This is a genomic window from Nocardioides halotolerans DSM 19273 (assembly GCF_000422805.1).
Classification (GTDB): domain Bacteria; phylum Actinomycetota; class Actinomycetes; order Propionibacteriales; family Nocardioidaceae; genus Nocardioides; species Nocardioides halotolerans.
On record NZ_KE383924.1, the window covers coordinates 185,772 to 202,943 of the forward strand.

At 72.1% G+C, this 17,172-nt stretch carries 16 protein-coding genes; 11 read left to right on the top strand and 5 right to left on the bottom strand.

The features are described from left to right. Positions 1-682 precede the first annotated feature (682 nt). A complete protein-coding gene (locus tag G514_RS0119390) occupies positions 683-1,387 on the bottom strand; it encodes a Fic family protein (RefSeq protein WP_245582276.1) in 705 nt (234 codons plus the stop codon). A gap of 66 nt (positions 1,388-1,453) precedes the next feature. Between G514_RS0119390 and G514_RS27880 the strand changes: the two genes are divergently transcribed. The 11 genes from G514_RS27880 (at position 1,454) to G514_RS0119445 (ending at position 13,740) form a co-directional block, all read left to right on the top strand. Next, positions 1,454-2,308, top strand: coding sequence for a class I SAM-dependent methyltransferase (locus tag G514_RS27880; RefSeq protein WP_036565562.1), 855 nt, complete (start codon positions 1,454-1,456; stop codon positions 2,306-2,308). 62 nt (positions 2,309-2,370) lie between these two features. Beyond that, a complete protein-coding gene (locus G514_RS0119400) occupies positions 2,371-4,065 on the top strand; it encodes an L-lactate permease (protein WP_028653098.1) in 1,695 nt (564 codons plus the stop codon). 28 nt (positions 4,066-4,093) lie between these two features. Beyond that, positions 4,094-5,212, top strand: coding sequence for a sensor histidine kinase (locus tag G514_RS0119405; RefSeq protein WP_342662596.1), 1,119 nt, complete (start codon positions 4,094-4,096; stop codon positions 5,210-5,212). Continuing rightward, entirely contained in the window at positions 5,209-5,943 is a 735-nt protein-coding gene (locus G514_RS0119410; protein WP_028653100.1) for a LytR/AlgR family response regulator transcription factor, read from the top strand. Before G514_RS0119405 ends, G514_RS0119410 begins: the two co-directional genes overlap by 4 nt. After that, positions 5,940-6,314 carry a membrane protein gene (locus G514_RS0119415; RefSeq protein ID WP_028653101.1) on the top strand — a complete coding sequence of 125 codons (375 nt, stop codon included), beginning with the start codon at positions 5,940-5,942 and terminating at the stop codon, positions 6,312-6,314. Before G514_RS0119410 ends, G514_RS0119415 begins: the two co-directional genes overlap by 4 nt. Continuing rightward, the gene (locus tag G514_RS0119420) at positions 6,311-7,792 is read left to right on the top strand and encodes a sodium/solute symporter (protein WP_028653102.1); all 1,482 of its coding nucleotides are present in this window, start codon (positions 6,311-6,313) and stop codon (positions 7,790-7,792) included. The genes G514_RS0119415 and G514_RS0119420 overlap by 4 nt, the downstream gene beginning before the upstream one ends. A gap of 147 nt (positions 7,793-7,939) precedes the next feature. Next, the gene (locus tag G514_RS0119425) at positions 7,940-8,317 is read left to right on the top strand and encodes a DUF485 domain-containing protein (protein WP_036565564.1); all 378 of its coding nucleotides are present in this window, start codon (positions 7,940-7,942) and stop codon (positions 8,315-8,317) included. Beyond that, a complete protein-coding gene (locus G514_RS0119430) occupies positions 8,314-9,924 on the top strand; it encodes a solute symporter family protein (protein ID WP_028653104.1) in 1,611 nt (536 codons plus the stop codon). Before G514_RS0119425 ends, G514_RS0119430 begins: the two co-directional genes overlap by 4 nt. A 127-nt stretch (positions 9,925-10,051) precedes the next feature. Continuing rightward, positions 10,052-12,052 carry an acetate--CoA ligase gene (gene acs / locus G514_RS0119435; RefSeq protein WP_028653105.1) on the top strand — a complete coding sequence of 667 codons (2,001 nt, stop codon included), beginning with the start codon at positions 10,052-10,054 and terminating at the stop codon, positions 12,050-12,052. Positions 12,053-12,129: 77 nt separating this feature from the next. Next, positions 12,130-13,302: a Na+/H+ antiporter NhaA gene (nhaA, locus tag G514_RS27885; protein ID WP_245582277.1), complete on the top strand. Its 1,173-nt coding sequence runs from the start codon at positions 12,130-12,132 to the stop codon at positions 13,300-13,302. A 9-nt stretch (positions 13,303-13,311) separates the two neighbouring features. Further along, positions 13,312-13,740 carry a phage holin family protein gene (locus tag G514_RS0119445; protein ID WP_028653106.1) on the top strand — a complete coding sequence of 143 codons (429 nt, stop codon included), beginning with the start codon at positions 13,312-13,314 and terminating at the stop codon, positions 13,738-13,740. A 206-nt stretch (positions 13,741-13,946) separates the two neighbouring features. Here G514_RS0119445 and G514_RS0119450 read toward each other — a convergent pair whose 3' ends face one another. Genes G514_RS0119450 through nth form a run of 4 tightly spaced genes read right to left on the bottom strand, consistent with a single transcriptional unit; the run spans position 13,947 to position 17,165 of the window. Further along, positions 13,947-15,131 (bottom strand): MarP family serine protease, encoded by a 1,185-nt coding sequence (locus G514_RS0119450; RefSeq protein WP_028653107.1) that lies wholly within the window; start codon positions 15,129-15,131, stop codon positions 13,947-13,949. After that, the gene (locus tag G514_RS27890; RefSeq protein ID WP_051247807.1) at positions 15,128-15,853 is read right to left on the bottom strand and encodes an NUDIX hydrolase; all 726 of its coding nucleotides are present in this window, start codon (positions 15,851-15,853) and stop codon (positions 15,128-15,130) included. The genes G514_RS0119450 and G514_RS27890 overlap by 4 nt, the downstream gene beginning before the upstream one ends. Next, positions 15,850-16,464: a TlpA family protein disulfide reductase gene (locus tag G514_RS27895; protein WP_051247809.1), complete on the bottom strand. Its 615-nt coding sequence runs from the start codon at positions 16,462-16,464 to the stop codon at positions 15,850-15,852. Before G514_RS27895 ends, G514_RS27890 begins: the two co-directional genes overlap by 4 nt. After that, positions 16,461-17,165: an endonuclease III gene (gene nth, locus G514_RS0119465; RefSeq protein ID WP_028653108.1), complete on the bottom strand. Its 705-nt coding sequence runs from the start codon at positions 17,163-17,165 to the stop codon at positions 16,461-16,463. Before nth ends, G514_RS27895 begins: the two co-directional genes overlap by 4 nt. Positions 17,166-17,172 lie beyond the last annotated feature (7 nt).

Genomic DNA, 17,172 nt, shown 5'->3' on the forward strand with positions numbered 1-17,172 from the left:
ACCCCGCGCCGGGTCGACCGGGTGCCTCCGCTGCGGAGATCTCGACAAGCTCGATCAGCGGTGGGCCAGTCCCAGTCCCGGCTCACGAGGCTTCGCGCGGGCGAGGCAGCCGCGCAGCGGCTGACGAGCCCGCCCACCCCACCCCGTGATGACGCAGCGAGGGCGGTGCGCGGAGGCCCCGGGGGATGGCGCCCCCTCGGAGCGTCAAGGGGCTTGGCCGCGGCGCGGCCGACGCAACGCAATGAGAGCCGGAGCCGCGCGCCGCGACGCCTGTCCTGAGGTGCGAGCTTGCGAGCCTCGAAGGGCGCCGCCCCAGCCCGAAGGGGGCGCCAGCCCCCGGGGCCCCACGACCGGCACCACGAGCGCAGACCCAGACCCACCACGTGCAGGTGGCACCCGGGGTTCTGGACCTCGAGTGCCACCGCTGACACGTGAACCCGGCTACCAGGCGTGCAACATCCAACTACTGCCGCGGAAGGTTTCCGCAGGCGAGCGCCCTCTGCGAAGGGTAGATCGCCGCGTGGGTACCCGGTTCACGTGCTGATCTGGAGTTCTCGTCCTCATGTCTACGCCGGATCGGCGGGACACTCAAGGCCTTGATATTCCGGGCGCAACGGAGGATCTTGAGAGGTGGGTGCGGCCTCCTCGGAGGCCGTTTCTGCTTGTGTAGAAGGCGATCCGGCTACTCAGCCTCGCGCCGCAGGGGGCTCGCCTCGGCCGCCGCGGCGTAGGCCTCGGCGGCGTAGAGGAGCCACGCGTGCACGCCGTTCGGGCCGCCGTCGCGGTAGGCGCGCAGGTTGGACTCGTACGCCGGCCGCAGCGCGAGGTGCGCCGCCTCGGGCACCGTCAGCGACTTCTCGTCGACACCGCGCGCGACCAGCACGAGCCGCTCGGCGGCGCGGGCGACGAGCCCGTTGTGGGAGGCGAACGGCGCCGCGGTCGCGAGGTCGGCGTGCACCACGGCGGCGAGCAACAGGGCCGGCACCGACGCCGGTCCGCTGAGCAGCCGCGCGACGCCTTGCAGCCGCTCGGCCGACGTCGCGTCGCGCGGGCGGCCGAGCCCGGCCTCGTCGACGGAGCCCGCGGCGGCCAGCGTGTGCAGGCGGGCCAGGGCCTGCAGGGGCGAGCGCGTCAGCGTCGGCGCCAGCCGCAGCAGTCCGGTCGAGACCCGCACCCCGTCCGTCGCGATCGAGTCGCCCGCGCCCGACCGCACCTCGACCAGCGACGACCCCGATCCCTCGAGCACCGCCGACGCGTGCGCGCCGCGCAGCAGCGACTCCGCCGTGGTCTCCGGCGAGGTGCGCCGCAGGCCCCGGTCGCGGAGCACCACGTCGATGCCGTCGCGCGCCGCGGCGAACGCCGACGGCACGCCCTCAAACGACGCCAACCACGCAAGGGGATCGTCGGAATGGCTCACGGCCGTGAGGCTATCCAGCGGGTAACTTGGCGAGTCATGAGCATCCACGACGAGGGCACGCCCCAGCCGGCCCGTTCCTTCGGCGGGGTCGCGGACGCCTACGACCGCGGCCGGCCCACCTACCCCCGTGAGGCGGCCGTGTGGCTGACCTCCGACCGGCCGCTCACGGTGCTCGAGCTGGGCGCCGGCACCGGCAAGCTCACGGCACAGCTGGTGGACCTCGGCCACGACGTGCACGCCACCGAGCCCGACCCCGCGATGCTCGCCGTCCTCTCGAAGCGCCTCCCCGACGTCCGCGTCTCGCAGGCCACGGCCGAGGAGATCCCCGCCGGCGACTCGTCGTACGACGTCGTGGTCAGCGCCCAGGCGTTCCACTGGTTCGACCCCGACAAGGCACTGCCCGAAATCGCGCGCGTGCTGCGGCCGCGCGGCCACCTCTCGCTGGTCTGGAACCAGCGCGACGAGCGCATCCCATGGGTCAAGCGGCTCGGCAGGCTCATCGGCAGCCAGGACCAGCTGCGCGACCCGGCCGAGGTGCTCGGGAGGAGCGCGCTGTTCGGCGAGGTCGACCAGGAGTCGTTCCGCTTCTGGCAGCTCGTCGACCGCCACTCGATCCAGGACCTCGTCCGCTCGCGCTCCGCGGTCGCCACGCTCTCCGCGCCCGAGCAGGAGGCCAAGATGGCCGAGGTGCTCGCGTTCTACGACGACTTCGGCCGCGGCATGGACGGCATGCAGCTGCCCTATACGGCGAGCTGCTTCCGCGCCGAGGTGCTCGACCGGGTGACGCCGACGTTGACCGACCGGAGCACCGGCAGCGAGGGCGGCGCGACCGGCGAGAACGTCGTCTCGGACGGGTCGTCGACCGACATGCTGCTCATCGACTTCCGCTAGGGGTCACGCGCGCGGTCACCCCGAGGGGTGTGACCGCGGCCACATCGGGCAACCGTCGGGTCATGTTCCAACAAGAACTGCAGCCCGTCGGTGACTCCCTCGCCCTGAGCGCACTGTGCGGAGCGCTGCCGCTGATCGCCCTCTTCGTGCTCCTGGGCGGACTCAGGCTCAAGGCCTGGGTCGCTGGCCTCATCTCGCTGGCGGTCGCGCTGCTGGTCGCCGTGACCTTCTTCGAGATGCCGGTCGACCAGGCGCTCCTCGCCGGCACCGAGGGCGCGGCGTTCGGCTTCTTCCCGATCCTCTGGATCGTCATCAACGCGATCTGGGTCTACAACCTCACGGTGTCGTCGGGGCACTTCGACGTGCTCCGGCGTTCGTTCGAGAAGGTCAGCCCCGACCAGCGCGTGCAGGCGATCATCATCGCGTTCTGCTTCGGCGCGCTGCTCGAGGCGCTGGCCGGCTTCGGCACGCCGGTCGCGATCACCGTCGTGATGCTGATGGCGATGGGCTTCCAGCCGATGAAGGCGGCCGTCGTCGCGCTGGTCGCCAACACCGCGCCCGTCGCGTTCGGTGCCCTGGCCACGCCGATCGTCACGCTCGGCACGGTGACCTCGGGCGCCGGCGACGACCCCGGCCTCAACACCGAGACGCTCGGCGCGATGGTCGGCCGGCAGACGCCGCTGCTCGCCGTCGTCGTCCCGCTGATCCTCGTGATCATCGTCGACGGCAAGCGCGGCGCGAGGAACGCTTGGCTGCCCGCGCTCACCTGCGGCGTCGCGTTCGCGCTGGCGCAGTACGTCGCCTCCAACTACATCTCCGTGCAGCTCACCGACATCATCGCCTCGCTGGTCGCGGCCGGCGCGGTCGTGCTGCTGGTGCGGGTCTGGCAGCCCGCGGAGGTGCTCACCGCGGACGCGGCCGACGTCCGCGAGCCGGTCTCCGTCGGCTCGGGTGGTACGTCGTCCGGCGGCGCGGCGGGCAACGACCTCACCGACCCCGACCACGTCGACACCCGCGCGGACATCCTGCGCGCCTACGCGCCGTACCTCGTGATCATCGCGATCTTCTCGATCACCAACATCACCGCGGTGAAGGAGCAGCTCGCGAAGGAGCCGTGGACCAAGGTCTTCGCCTGGCCCGGCCTCGACGTCCGCAACACCGCAGGCGACCCGGTGAGCACCACCAGCTTCGCGCTCGGCTGGCTGCCCGCCGCGGGCACCCTGATGATCATCGCCGGGCTGATCACCGCGCTGATCCTGGGCGTCAAGCCACGCGAGATGGCGCGGACCTACGGCAAGACCTACGTCGACCTCAGCTCCGCGATCGTCACCGTGATGGCGGTGCTCGCGCTCGCCTACGTGATGAACCTGTCGGGCCAGACCGGCTCGCTCGGCGCCTGGCTCGCCGGGGCGGGCAGCGCGTTCGCCATCCTGTCGCCGATCATCGGCTGGCTCGGCGTCGCCGTCACGGGCTCGGACACGTCGTCCAACGCGCTGTTCGGGGCGCTCCAGGTGCAGACCGCCGGCTCGGCCGGGCTCGACCCGGTGCTGATGGCGGGCTCCAACTCCTCGGGCGGCGTGCTCGGCAAGATGATCAGCCCGCAGAACCTCGCCATCGCCGCGGCGGCCGTCGGCCTCGCCGGCAAGGAGGGCGACATCTTCCGCAAGGTGATCGGGTGGAGCCTGCTGCTCCTGGCGCTGATGTGCCTGATCGTCTGGCTGCAGTCGACCGCGGTGCTCGAGTGGATGGTGCCCTGACGACGGGCTCGTCTGTGATGCTGGCTCCATGCCCATGCGCGTGTGGCAGCGGACGCACCTCGGCTCGGAGTCGGACCGCGCGACGTTCCGCACCCTGCACACCGCGTCGCTCGCCTCGCCCGCGCTCCGCGAGGGGCTGACCGCGGCCAGCGCGGAGCGGGCGGTGCGCCACCTGCGCGACCTGCTGGGCACGCCGGCGCTGGCGGTCACGGACACCGAGGGCTGCCTCGCGTGGGACGGCCAGGGCGACCACCACGAGGGCCAGGTCGGCGCGCTCGTGGCGAGCGCGGTGGAGAAGGGCCGCACCCAGTCGTTCGGACGCAGCGACCTGCCGTGCCAGGTGCCGGGCTGCCCGGTGCGCACGGCGGTGGTGAGCCCGCTGGTGGTCGAGGAGCGGATCGTCGGCACGCTGGCCGCCTTCGCGCCGTACCCCACCGCCGGCCTCGCCCTCGCCGCCGACGAGACCGCGCAGTGGGTGTCGGGCCAGCTCGAGCTGGCCGAACTCGACGCCAGCCGCACACTGCTGATGGAGGCCGAGGTCCGTGCCCTGCGCGCGCAGATCAGCCCCCACTTCATCTACAACTCGCTCAACGCCATCGCGAGCTTCGTGCGCACCGACCCCGACCGCGCGCGCTCGCTGCTGCAGGAGTTCGCGGACTTCACGCGCTACTCCTTCCGCCGGCACGGCGAGTTCACGACGCTGGCCGAGGAGCTGCGGTCGATCGAGCGCTACCTGCTGCTCGAGCAGGCGCGCTTCGGCGACCGGCTGTCGGTCAGGCTCGGGATCGCGCCCGAGGTGCTGCCCGTGGCGGTGCCGTTCCTGTGCATCCAGCCGCTGGTCGAGAACGCCGTCCGCCACGGTCTCGAGGGCGCCGCCGGCTCGGGCACGATCACCATCCAGGCGCACGACCGCGGCCAGGAGTGCGTCATCGAGGTCGAGGACGACGGCGCCGGCGAGGACCCCGACAAGGTGCGGCGCGCGCTGGCCGGCGACGTCAGCCTCGACGCGGTCGGGCTCGGCAACGTCGATGCCCGCCTCCGCGCGACGTACGGCGACGAGTACGGCCTGGTCGTCGAGACGGCACCGGGCGCGGGCACCAAGGTGACGGTGCGGGTGCCGAAGTTCGCTCCGGGGGTGAGCGCGTGACGCCCCTGCGGGTGCTGGTGGTCGACGACGAGCGACCCGCCCTCGACGAGCTCCAGTACCTCCTCCACCAGGACGACCGCGTCGGCGAGGTGGTCGCGTGCGACTCGGCCACCGAGGCGCTCCGGACGCTGCACGAGCGCGAGGTCGACGCGGTGTTCCTCGACATCCAGATGCCCGGGCTGACCGGGCTGGAGCTCGCCCAGGTGCTCAAGCGGTTCCGCGTGCCGCCTCCGGTCGTGTTCGTCACGGCCCACGAGGGGCACGCCGTCGACGCGTTCGAGCTGCGGGCGATCGACTACGTCCTCAAGCCGGTGCGCACGGAGCGGCTCGCCGACGCGCTGAGCAGGATCATCGAGGGCGGCGACCGGGCGCCCGCCCCGGTCGAGGACGTGCAGATCCCGGTCGAGCTCGGGGGCGTCACCCGCTTCGTCGACCGCTCCGACGTGACCCACGTCGAGGCGCACGGCGACTACGCGCGGCTGCACACCGGCGAGGGCTCCCACCTGATCCGGGTGCCGCTGACCACGCTCGAGGAGGAGTGGGCGGCCGCCGGGTTCGTCCGCATCCACCGCTCGCTGCTGGTCTCGCTCGGCCACGTCACCGAGATCCGCATGGAGTCCGGGCGCTGCACCGTGGCGGTCGGGCCGCGCGACAGCACGGTCGACCTCGTGGTGGCGCGGCGCCACACCCGCCAGCTGCGTGAGCTGCTCGGCCGGCGGGCGGGCTCGTGAGCGACCACCGGCCGGTCCGGGTCCGCGTCACCGGTCCCCCGCTGCGCCGGCACGCCCCGCGCGCCCGCACCGGCGACATCGACGAGCAGACCGCGCTCGGCGACGTCTTCCTCAGCAGCCTCCTGCGCGAGCAGCTCGCGCTCGCCGTGCGCATCCTGGCGCTGCTGGCGCTCACGGTCGGGTCGCTGCCGCTGGTCTTCCATCTCTTCCCCGGCCTGGCGGACGTCGAGGTGCTGTGGGTGCCGGTGACGTGGCTGCTGCTGGGCGTCGTCGTCTACCCGTGGCTGGTCCTGCTCGGCCTGCGGTTCGTGCGCCGCGCGGAGCGCAACGAGCGCGACTTCGCCCTTCTGCTCGAGGTGATGGAGGAGTGACCACCGACGGGGTCCCCGGGCTGGTCGCCCTGGTCGTGGTGAGCCTCGCCACGCTCGCCATCGGCACCTACGGCCTGCGGATCTCGCGCACGACCAGCGACTTCTACGTCGCCTCGCGCTCGGTCCGGCCCCGGCTCAACGCCTCGGCGATCGGCGGGGAGTACCTCTCGGCCGCCAGCTTCCTCGGCGTCGCCGCGCTGGTGCTCACCGCCGGAGCGCAGATGCTGTGGTACCCGATCGGCTGGACCGCGGGCTACCTCGTGCTGCTGGTGCTCGTCGCCGCACCGCTGCGCCGCAGCGGCGCCTACACGCTGCCCGACTTCGCGGAGGCCAGGCTGGGGTCGCGGCGGGTGCGGGCGCTCTGCTCGGTGCTGGTCGTCGCGATCGGCTGGCTCTACCTGCTGCCGCAGTTCCAGGGCGCCGGGCTCACGCTGACGGCCGCGGTCGACGCTCCCGAGTGGGTCGGCGCGGTCGTGGTCGGCGCGGTCGTCGTGCTCAACGTCGGCAGCGGCGGCATGCGCAGCATCACGTTCGTCCAGGCGTTCCAGTACTGGCTCAAGCTCACCGCCCTGCTCGTGCCCGCGGCGGTGCTGCTCGTGATCTGGGCCGGCGACGGCGCCCCGCACCCGTCCGGCGGCGGCCCGCGGTGGTCGCTCCCCCTCGGCGAGGGCGGCCAGGGCCTGTACACGACGTACTCCATCGTGCTCGCGACGTTCCTCGGCACGATGGGGCTGCCGCACGTGGTCGTCCGCTTCTACACCAACCCGGACGGGCGCGCCGCACGACGCACGACGCTCGTGGTGCTCGCGCTGCTCGGCGTGTTCTACCTGCTCCCGCCGGTCTACGCGGCGCTCGGCCGGGCCTACGGCGCGGACGCCGACGACACGCTCGTGCTCGAGCTGCCCCGGCTGATGCTCGACGGCCTCGGCGGCGACCTGCTCACCGGACTCGTGACGGCCGGCGCCTTCGCGGCGTTCCTGTCCACCTCGTCGGGGCTGGCGATCGCGGTCTCCGGCGTGCTCGCGCAGGACGTGCTCCGCGGCAACTACTCGGGCATCACCGCCTTCCGCATCGGCGCGACCGTCGCCGTCTGCGTGCCGCTCGCGGCGGCGGTGCTCGCGCCCGACCTGTCGGTCGCACGGGCCGTCGGGCTCGCCTTCGCCGTCGCCGCGTCGACGTTCTGCCCGCTGCTCGTGCTCGGCATCTGGTGGCGCGGGCTCACCCCCGCCGGAGCGCTCGCCGGGCTGGTCTGCGGCGGCGTGGGCGCGGGATCCGGCGTGGGCTGGACGCTCTACGACGGCGTCCCCCAGAGCTGGGTCGACGTGCTGCTCGGCCAGCCGGCGGCGTGGAGCGTGCCGCTCGCGTTCGCGGCGATGGTCGTCGTGTCGCTGCTCACCCGCGGCGCGGTGCCCCGCCACGCCGGCCGGTTCATGGTCCGTCTGCACACCCCGGAAGTGGTCCCGCTCGACCGGGGCTGACCCCGAGGTCAGGCCGCTCGTCGTACGAAATCGACCGTTCGGCGACCGCACGTCCCCACCCGGCGCATCCGGCGCGCGCACCCGACTGAGCAGCGCCCACCGCTCCTTACTGTGCGGTGCATCACATCGTTCTCGAGGGGGATCTTGATGACCACCGATGCATCGAACACGCCGGCGGCGCGTGACCAGGCCGCCCGGCACGATCCGTTCTACGACGAGCTCCACGACTCGGCGGACTTCGTGGAGCTGCGCCGCCGGTTCCGCAACTTCGCCTTCCCGGCCACCGCGATCTTCCTGGCGTGGTACCTGCTCTACGTCGTGATGAGCAACTGGGCCGTCGACTTCATGAGCAAGAAGGTCGTCGGCAACATCAACATCGCGCTCGTCTTCGGGCTGCTCCAGTTCGCGTCGACGTTCTTCCTCGCCTGGCTCTACTCGCGGTACATGAACCGCAACGTCGACCAGCTCGCGCGCGACGTCGAGCTCCGCTTCAACAACGAGAGCAACGGAGGTGCCGGACGATGAGCTCGGAGACCCTGGCCACGATCCTCTTCATCGTGGTCGTCGGCATCACCGTCGCGATCACGTTCTGGGCGAGCCGGCAGAACAAGAGCGCCGCCGACTACTACGCGGGCGGCCGCTCCTTCAGCGGGTTCCAGAACGGCCTGGCCATCTCCGGCGACTACATGAGCGCGGCGTCGTTCCTCGGCATCTCGGGGCTGATCGCGCTCGCCGGCTACGACGGCTTCCTCTACTCCATCGGCTTCCTCGTCGCCTGGCTGCTCGCGCTGCTGCTCATCGCCGAGCTGCTGCGCAACTCCGGCCGGTTCACGATGGCCGACCAGCTGGCGTTCCGGATGCGGCAGCGGCCCGTCCGGACGGCGGCGGCCACCTCCACGGTCGTGGTGTCGATCTTCTACCTGCTCGCGCAGATGGTCGGCGCCGGCGCGCTGGTGACGCTGCTGCTCGGCGTCGAGGGCGAGTTCGCCAAGGGCGTCACGATCGTGCTGGTCGGTGCGCTGATGGTCTTCTACGTCACCGTCGGCGGCATGAAGGGCACCACCTGGGTGCAGATCGTCAAGGCCGTGCTCCTCATCAGCGGCACGATCCTGATCACCGTCCTGGTGCTCGCGAAGTTCGACTTCAACCTCAGCGAGCTGCTCGGCGGTGCCTCGGAGCACACCGGCAAGGGCGAGGCGTTCCTCCAGCCGGGCCTCAAGTACGGCGCCACCACCACCAGCCAGATCGACTTCCTGTCCCTCGGCCTGGCGCTGGTCCTCGGCACGGCCGGGCTGCCGCACATCCTGATCCGCTTCTACACGGTGCCGACCGCCAAGGACGCACGGACGTCGGTCAACTGGGCCATCGGCATCATCGGCGGCTTCTACCTGATGTCGCTGGTCCTCGGCTTCGGTGCCGCGGCCCTGCTCGACACCGGCCCGGGCAGCCAGGTGGCGGCGACCACCGGTAACCTGGCCTCGCCACTGCTGGCCCAGGAGGTCGGTGGCGGTGACGGCACCGCCGGCGGCGCGATCCTGCTGGCGTTCATCTCCGCCGTCGCCTTCGCGACGATCCTCGCGGTGGTCGCGGGCCTGACCCTCACCTCGGCGTCGTCGGTCGCCCACGACCTCTACGCGACGGTGTGGAAGCGCGGAACGGCCACGGAGAAGGACGAGGTCCGGGTCGCGCGCATCGCGGCGTTCGCCATCGGCGGCATCGCGATCGTGCTGGCCATCCCGGCGCAGAAGCTGAACATCGCGTTCCTCGTGGCGCTCGCCTTCGCGGTCGCGGCCTCGGCCAACCTGCCGTCGCTGATCTACAACCTCTTCTGGCGGCGGTTCAACACCCGTGGTGCGGTCTGGGCGATCTACGGCGGCCTCATCGTGTGCGTGGGCCTGGTGTTCTTCTCGCCGGTCGTCTCCGGACCGGACACCGGGACGGCGCTGTTCGCGGACCACGACTGGTCGTGGTTCCCGCTCAGCAACCCGGGGATCATCTCGATCCCGGCCGGCTTCTTCTTCGGGTGGCTCGGCACGGTCACCTCGAAGGAGCCGGAGACCGCTGAGCGCTATACCGAGCTCGAGGTCCGCTCGCTCACCGGGGCTGGCATGGAGCGCGCCGCCATCCACTAGGCATCTCGGGGGTTCGGGTGCCGGAGGGCGTATACGTGGGGAGCGTCCTCCGGCACACGACTCGCGTCCAGGCGTGTCCTACTGTGGCGACAAGACGTAGCTCTGCGCCAGGACGAGGAGAGGTTCGTTGACCAGCACCGAGGAGACCCTGTCCAACCTGCTCAAGGAGGACCGACGCTTCGAGCCGCCCAAGGAGCTCGCGGCCGAGGCCAACCTCAAGGAGGAGGCCTACGCGCGGGCCGACAGCGACCGCGAGGCGTTCTGGGCCGAGCAGGCCGAGCGGCTGCACTGGGACACGAAGTGGGACCAGGTGCTCGACTGGTCGAACCCGCCCTTCGCGAAGTGGTTCGTCGGCGGCACCCTCAACGCGGCGTACAACTGCCTCGACCGCCACGTCGAGGCCGGCCTCGGTGACCGGGTCGCCCTGCACTGGGTGGGCGAGCCCGAGGGCGACAGCCGGTCGGTGACCTACGCCGAGCTCAAGGACGAGGTCTGCCGGGCGGCCAACGCGCTGACCGCGCTCGGCGTGGAGAAGGGCGACCGGGTCGCCATCTACATGCCGATGATCCTCGAGACCGTCGTCGCGATGCTGGCGTGCGCCCGCATCGGCGCGCCGCACACGGTCGTGTTCGGCGGGTTCTCCTCCGACGCGCTCGCGACCCGCGTCGTCGACTGCGGCGTGAAGGTGATCATCACCGCCGACGGCGGCTACCGCCGCGGCTCGGCCTCGGCGCTCAAGCCGGCGGTCGACGAGGCGCGCGCCAAGTGCCAGGACCGCGATGGGCACATCGTCGAGAAGGTGCTCGTGGTCAGGCGGACCGGGCAGGACGTCGACTGGGACGGCCCTGAGACGGGGGGGCCCGACGTGTGGTGGCACGACGTCGTCGAGCAGGCGTCGACCGAGCACGAGTGCGAGTTCTTCGACTCCGAGCACCCGCTCTACGTCATGTACACGTCCGGCTCGACCGGCAAGCCGAAGGGCATCCTGCACACCACGGGCGGCTACCTCACCGGCGCGGCGTACACCCACTGGGCGGTCTTCGACCTCAAGCCGGAGACCGACGTCTACTGGTGCACCGCCGACGTCGGCTGGGTCACCGGCCACAGCTACCTCGTCTACGGCCCCCTCGCCAATGCCACCACCGGCGTCATCTACGAGGGCACGCCGGACACCCCCGAGAAGGGCCGCTGGTGGAAGATCGTGCAGGACCACAAGGTCTCGATCTTCTACACCGCCCCGACCGCGATCCGGTCGTTCATGAAGCAGGGCCACGAGATCCCCGACCGCTACGACATGTCGTCGCTGCGCGTGCTCGGCTCGGTCGGTGAGCCGATCAACCCCGAGGCCTACGTGTGGTACCGCCACGTCATCGGTGGCGACCGCACGCCCGTGGTCGACACCTGGTGGCAGACCGAGACCGGCGCGATCATGATCAGCCCGCTGCCCGGCGTCACGCACGGCAAGCCGGGCTCGGCGATGATCCCGATCCCGGGCGTCTCCGCCGACGTGGTGACCGAGGAGGGCGAGTCGGTGCCCAACGGCTCCGGCGGCTACCTCGTGCTCACCGAGCCGTGGCCCTCGATGCTCCGCACGATCTGGGGCGACGACGACCGGTTCCGCGACACCTACTGGTCGAAGTACAGGAAGGAGGGCTGGTACTTCGCCGGCGACGGCGCCAAGAAGGACGAGGACGGCGACCTCTGGGTGCTCGGCCGCGTCGACGACGTCATGAACGTCTCCGGCCACCGGCTCTCCACCACCGAGATCGAGTCGGCGCTCGTGTCGCACCCGAAGGTCGCGGAGGCCGCGGTCGTCGGGGCGAAGGACGAGGACACCGGCCAGGCCGTGGTGGCGTTCGTCATCCTGCGCGACGAGGCCGGGGACGGCGGCGAGGACATCGTCGCCGACCTGCGCCAGCACGTCCGCAAGGAGATCGGCCCGATCGCCACGCCGCGCCAGATCATGATCGTCCCCGAGCTGCCGAAGACCCGCTCGGGCAAGATCATGCGGCGGCTGCTGAAGGACGTCGCCGAGAACCGCGAGGTCGGCGACGTCACGACGCTTGCCGACAGCTCGGTGATGGACCTGATCTCCGACGGGATCAACGCCGGCAAGGCCGAGGACTGAGCCGCCACCAGCCGTCCTCACGCCTCGGACGGCTGTTCGCGCCGTCGTCGTTCCTGGAGTCCTCGCGCGTCGCCGAGGTGCTGCGGGCCGAGACGGTCGGCGGCCTGCTGCTGCTCGTCGGCGCCGCCGCGGCGATGGTCTGGGCGAACTCGCCCTGGTCGTCGTCGTACGCCGACCTCCGCGACCTCACCATCGGGCCGCACTCGCTGCACCTCGACCTGACGCTGGGCGGCTGGGCGGCCGACGGGTTGCTGGCGATCTTCTTCTTCGTGGCCGGGCTCGAGCTCAAGCGCGAGTTCGTGGCGGGAGAGCTGCGCGACCCCCGCCGGGCCGCGCTGCCGGTCGCGGCCGCGGTGGGCGGGATGGTCCTCCCCGCGGTCCTCTACGTCGCCGTCAACGCGCGCGACGGCGCCCTGGGCGGCTGGGCGATCCCGACCGCGACCGACATCGCGTTCGCCGTCGCCGTGCTCGCCGTCATCGGCTCGCACCTGCCCAGCGGTCTGCGCACGTTCCTCCTGACCCTGGCCGTGGTCGACGACCTGCTGGCGATCGTGGTGATCGCGGTCTTCTACACCGACGAGCTCCACGTCGCCTACCTGGCGCTGGCGGCGCTGCCGCTGGCGCTGTTCGCGTGGCTGGCCCACCGACGGCTGCGCAACGCGTGGGTGCTGCTGCCGCTCGCCCTCCTCGCCTGGGGTCTCGTGCACGCGTCGGGGGTGCACGCGACCGTGGCCGGGGTCCTGCTGGGCTTCGCGGTGCCGGTCCTGCGTCCGGCCGAGGGCCGCGAGCACGGGCTCGCAGAGCACCTCGAGCACCTCGTGCGCCCGATCTCCGCGGGGCTGGCCGTCCCGGTGTTCGCGTTCTTCGCCTCCGGCGTGGACGTCGGCGGGCTCTCCGGCCTGGTCGACGCGCTGAGCGACCCGGTGGCCGCGGGCGTCGTCGCCGGCCTGGTCGTCGGCAAGAGCCTGGGCGTGGCGGGCTCGACCTGGCTGGTCGCGCGGTTCACCCGGGCCGAGCTCGACGAGGGGCTGACGTGGGTCGACGTCATCGGGATGTCGTTCCTCGCCGGCATCGGCTTCACCGTCTCGCTGCTCATCGGCGAGCTCGCGTTCGGCGCCGGCAGCATGCGCGACGAGCACGTCAAGGTCGCGGTCCTGACGGGGTCGGTGCTGGCTGCCCTCCTCGCCGCCGTCGTCCTCGGCGTTCGCAACCGGGCCTACCGACGAATCGAGGAGCGCAGCGGTGGGTAGTGTCGGACCATGGCCATCGACGCTGCGGGGAGCAGCCGGACCCCGGTGCGCGGGCCGGCACCCGACGACCCCACGATCGGGCGGCTGGTAGCCGACGCCACCCGCGACATCTCGACGCTGGTCTCCAAGGAGATCGAGCTCGCGAAGTCGGAGCTCAAGGTCAGCGTCAAGGCCGGCGGGCTCGGCATCGGGCTGCTCGCCGGTGCGGCGTTCATCGCCGTCCTCGGCGTGATCATGCTGTCGTTCACGATCGTCTACTTCATCGCCTGGGCGGGGCTCGGACTGCACTGGTCGTTCCTCATCGTGACCGGGTTCTGGTTCCTGGTCACCGCCCTGCTCGGCTTCATCGGCGTGAAGAAGCTCAAGCAGGTCGGCCCGCCCGAGAAGGCGATCGAACAGGGCCGCGAGATCCCGAAGGCGCTCAAGGGAAAGAGCTGACCCGCTCCGCCTCAGGGGCCGGAGCGCGGGGGTAGTTGGGAGCGCACTGGGAGCGTGGGAGCGCAGCGACCCGGTAGTTCCGAGCGCAGCGAGGCGCCCCGCGATCGGCCTCCGGGCCGTGGCGCCTGCGCCGCAGCGAGCGCCAGCGAGTCAGGCGCCGCGAAGCTGGCGCCACGGACTGGGGGCCGAAGCTCGCGGGGGTAGAGCTACCGCGCGCAGCCCTCGGTCGACTTCTCGGTGCCGCTGGTGCGGCCCTCCTCGGCCGCGTCGCGCACCTGGTCGGCGGTGAGGGCGTAGCCCGTGTCGTCGTCGGTGACCGAGGCGGCGAAGACGACCCCCACCACCTGGCCGGCGGAGTCGACGATCGGGCCGCCGGAGTTGCCGGGGCGGACCAGCCCGCGGATCGAGAACACGTCGCGGATCACGGCGCCGTCGCCGTAGATGTCGGGCGAGCGCAGCGTCTGCTTCGCGCGGATGCGGCCGGCCTCGATGTCGAAGGGCCCGTCCTGGGGGTAGCCGAGGATCGCGATCGAGTCCTTGGGCTCGGCCGGGTCGCCGTCCGGCGTGAACGGCAGCACGGGGATCGAGCCGCTGTCGAGCTCGAGGACGGCGATGTCGAGGTTGTGGTCGTAGAAGACGACCCGGGCGTCCATCGTGTCGTCACCGACCACGACCTGCGGGTCGTCGACGCCGGCGACCACGTGGGCGTTGGTCATGAGCCGGTCCTGGGCGTAGAGGAACCCGGACCCCTCGATGCCGCGGCCGCAGTCGTTGGTGCCGCGCACCTTGAGCACGCTGCCGCCGGCGCGCGTCACGTCGGGGTCGCGGAGCATCCGCCGGTCGCCGGCCTTGACGTCGACGATCCGCTCGGGTGAGAACGGCTCGAGGTAGCGCGGGAAGAAGCTGGTGCCGACCACCTCGTTGAACGCGTCGAGGACCCCGGCGGCGCGCTGCGGCAGCACCTCGTTGACCTTGGCGAGGACCGCGGAGCTCCGGACCATCGGGGTCACGCCGTCGATGCGCGATCCCGAGACCGCGACGCCGAGAGCCCAGGCGACGATCAGCACCGCGCAGGCGCTGAGGGCGGCGCCGCCGATCGCGTCGAGCGCGCGCACCGGCTGCCAGGTGATCCGGTCGCGCAGCTTGGCGCCGCCCCACTGCATCAGGCCCTGCCCCAACGACGCCGCCAGGATCACGATGAAGAGCGCGCCGAGCGAGACCAGCAGCGACGGGTCGGCGTCGCCCAGGGCGACCGGCGCGAGCCAGACGCCCAGGAGCCCGCCCAGCAGCAGCCCGGCGGTGGCGAAGGCGCCGGTGACGAAGCCCTGCCAGTAGCCGGACACGGCGTACGCCAGCACCAGCACGATGAGCAGCCAGTCGAGGAGGTTCATCGGCGTCGCCGGCGGTCGAACTCGGTGTTGGGCCGGACCGGTGGGCCCGGGCGACGACCGACCATCATGTACGCCGGCAGCTCCTGGTCGGGGGCGTCGGGGAGGTCCTCGATCCAGCCGAGGTACTCGAAGAGGCGGGCGATCACGCCCGCGGTGAACCCCCAGCAGATGACGTCCTTGTCGGGACCGATCAGGAAGCCGGGGCTGCGCCAGCCGCCGGGCCCGCCGACGGTGATGCGGTGCGCGGGGTCGCGCAGCTCGGCGATCGGGACGCGGTAGACCGCGTGCACCTCGTCGGCGGAGACCGCGTGGACGGCGCTGGGCTCACGCCACCAGGCGAGCACCGGCGTGACGGAGTAGTTGCTCGGCGGGAGCCACAACGGCGGCAGCTCCGCGAACACCTCCACCCCCGACGGGGTCAGGCCGGTCTCCTCCTCGGCCTCGCGCAGCGCGGTCTGCTGCGCGGTCTCGCCGGGGTCGACGGACCCGCCGGGGAACGACACCTGACCGGGGTGGGAGCGCATCGTGTGGCTGCGCTCGGTGAGCAGCAGGTCGGGGCCGTCGGGCCCCTCGCCGAACAGCATCAGCACCGCGCTGGCGCGGGGGTCCTCGTCCTCGGGCGGCATGAAGCGGGTCAGGTCGTGGACGGTGATCGAGCGCGCGGCCTCCTCGACCGGCCGCAGCCAGTCGGGCAGCCCGGGTCGGTCCGCCCCCGCCGTCACAGGTCGACCCCGAGGTGCTCGCGCACCAGGTCGGCGATCTGCCGCTCGGAGTCGAGGCCGCCGAACTCGACGTAGGAGATGGCGCCCTTCGCGTCGAGGAAGTACATCGCCGGCAGGCCGGTGCGGACCTTCGCGAACTCGTCGGTGCCCATCAGGTCGCCGCCGGGGTCGGCCAGCGAGGGGTAGGTCACGCCGCGCTCCTCGGCCGTCTGGAGGGCGCTGCCGGGGTACTGGTCCTGGAAGTCGATGCCGAGCACCGGCACCCGGTCGCCGTGGTCGTCGTAGAAGGCCTGGAGGGCCGGCATCTCCTTCTTGCACGGCTCGCACCCGGCGAACCAGAAGCTCAGCACCATCGGACCGGTGAGGCTCGCGAGGTCGACGGGCGTGCCTCCGCCGAGGCACTCGAGCGTGACGTCGGGCAGCGCGCCTCCGCCGGGGCCGGGCCGGCAGTCCTCCATGCCGGTCTCCGCCTTGAGCGCCCGCAGCTCGGGAGTGTCCACCTCGACCTTGCTCGGACCGGGTCCGGGGATGAACGGCGTCTCGTCGTCGTCGCAGGCGGCGAGGGTGCCGACGAGCAGCGCGGCGGCGAGGACCGCCACGGCCTTCCTCACGCGCGTCCTTCGGTGCGCAGCAGCGTGGCGGCGGTCTCGGGGTCGGTGGGGCCGGCGCCGTACGACGGGCACCAGCGCGCGACCGGGCAGGCCCCGCAGGCCGGCTTCTGGGCGTGGCAGCAGCGGCGACCGTGCCAGATCAGGTGGTGGCTGAGCAGCACCCAGTCCTTCTTGGGGAACAGCGCACCGACGGCGTGCTCGGCCTTGACCGCGTCGGTCTCCTCGGTCCAGCCGAAACGGCGCGCGAGCCGGCCGAAGTGGGTGTCGACGGTGATGCCGGGGATGCCGAAGGCGTTGCCGAGCACGACGTTGGCGGTCTTGCGACCCACTCCCGGGAGCTTGACGAGCTCGTCGAGCGAGCGCGGCACCTCGCCGTCGTGGTGCTCGACGAGGTAGGCGCTCAGCTTGAGCAGCGACTCGGTCTTGGCCCGGAAGAACCCGAGCGGACCGACGATCGTCTCGAGCCTGTCGCGGTCGCCGGCGGCCATGGCGCGCGCGTCGGGGTAGGCGGCGAACAGCGTGGGGCGCACGGCGTTGACCCGCTTGTCGGTCGTCTGGGCGCTGAGCACCGTGACGACGAGGAGCTCGAAGGGGTTGTCGAAGTCGAGCTCGCAGCGGGCGTCGGGGTAGGTCTCGCCGAGCACCCGGTTGATCTTGCGCGCACGCCGCACGAGCGTGGTGGGCGCCTGGGCCACGGTCACGGCGCCA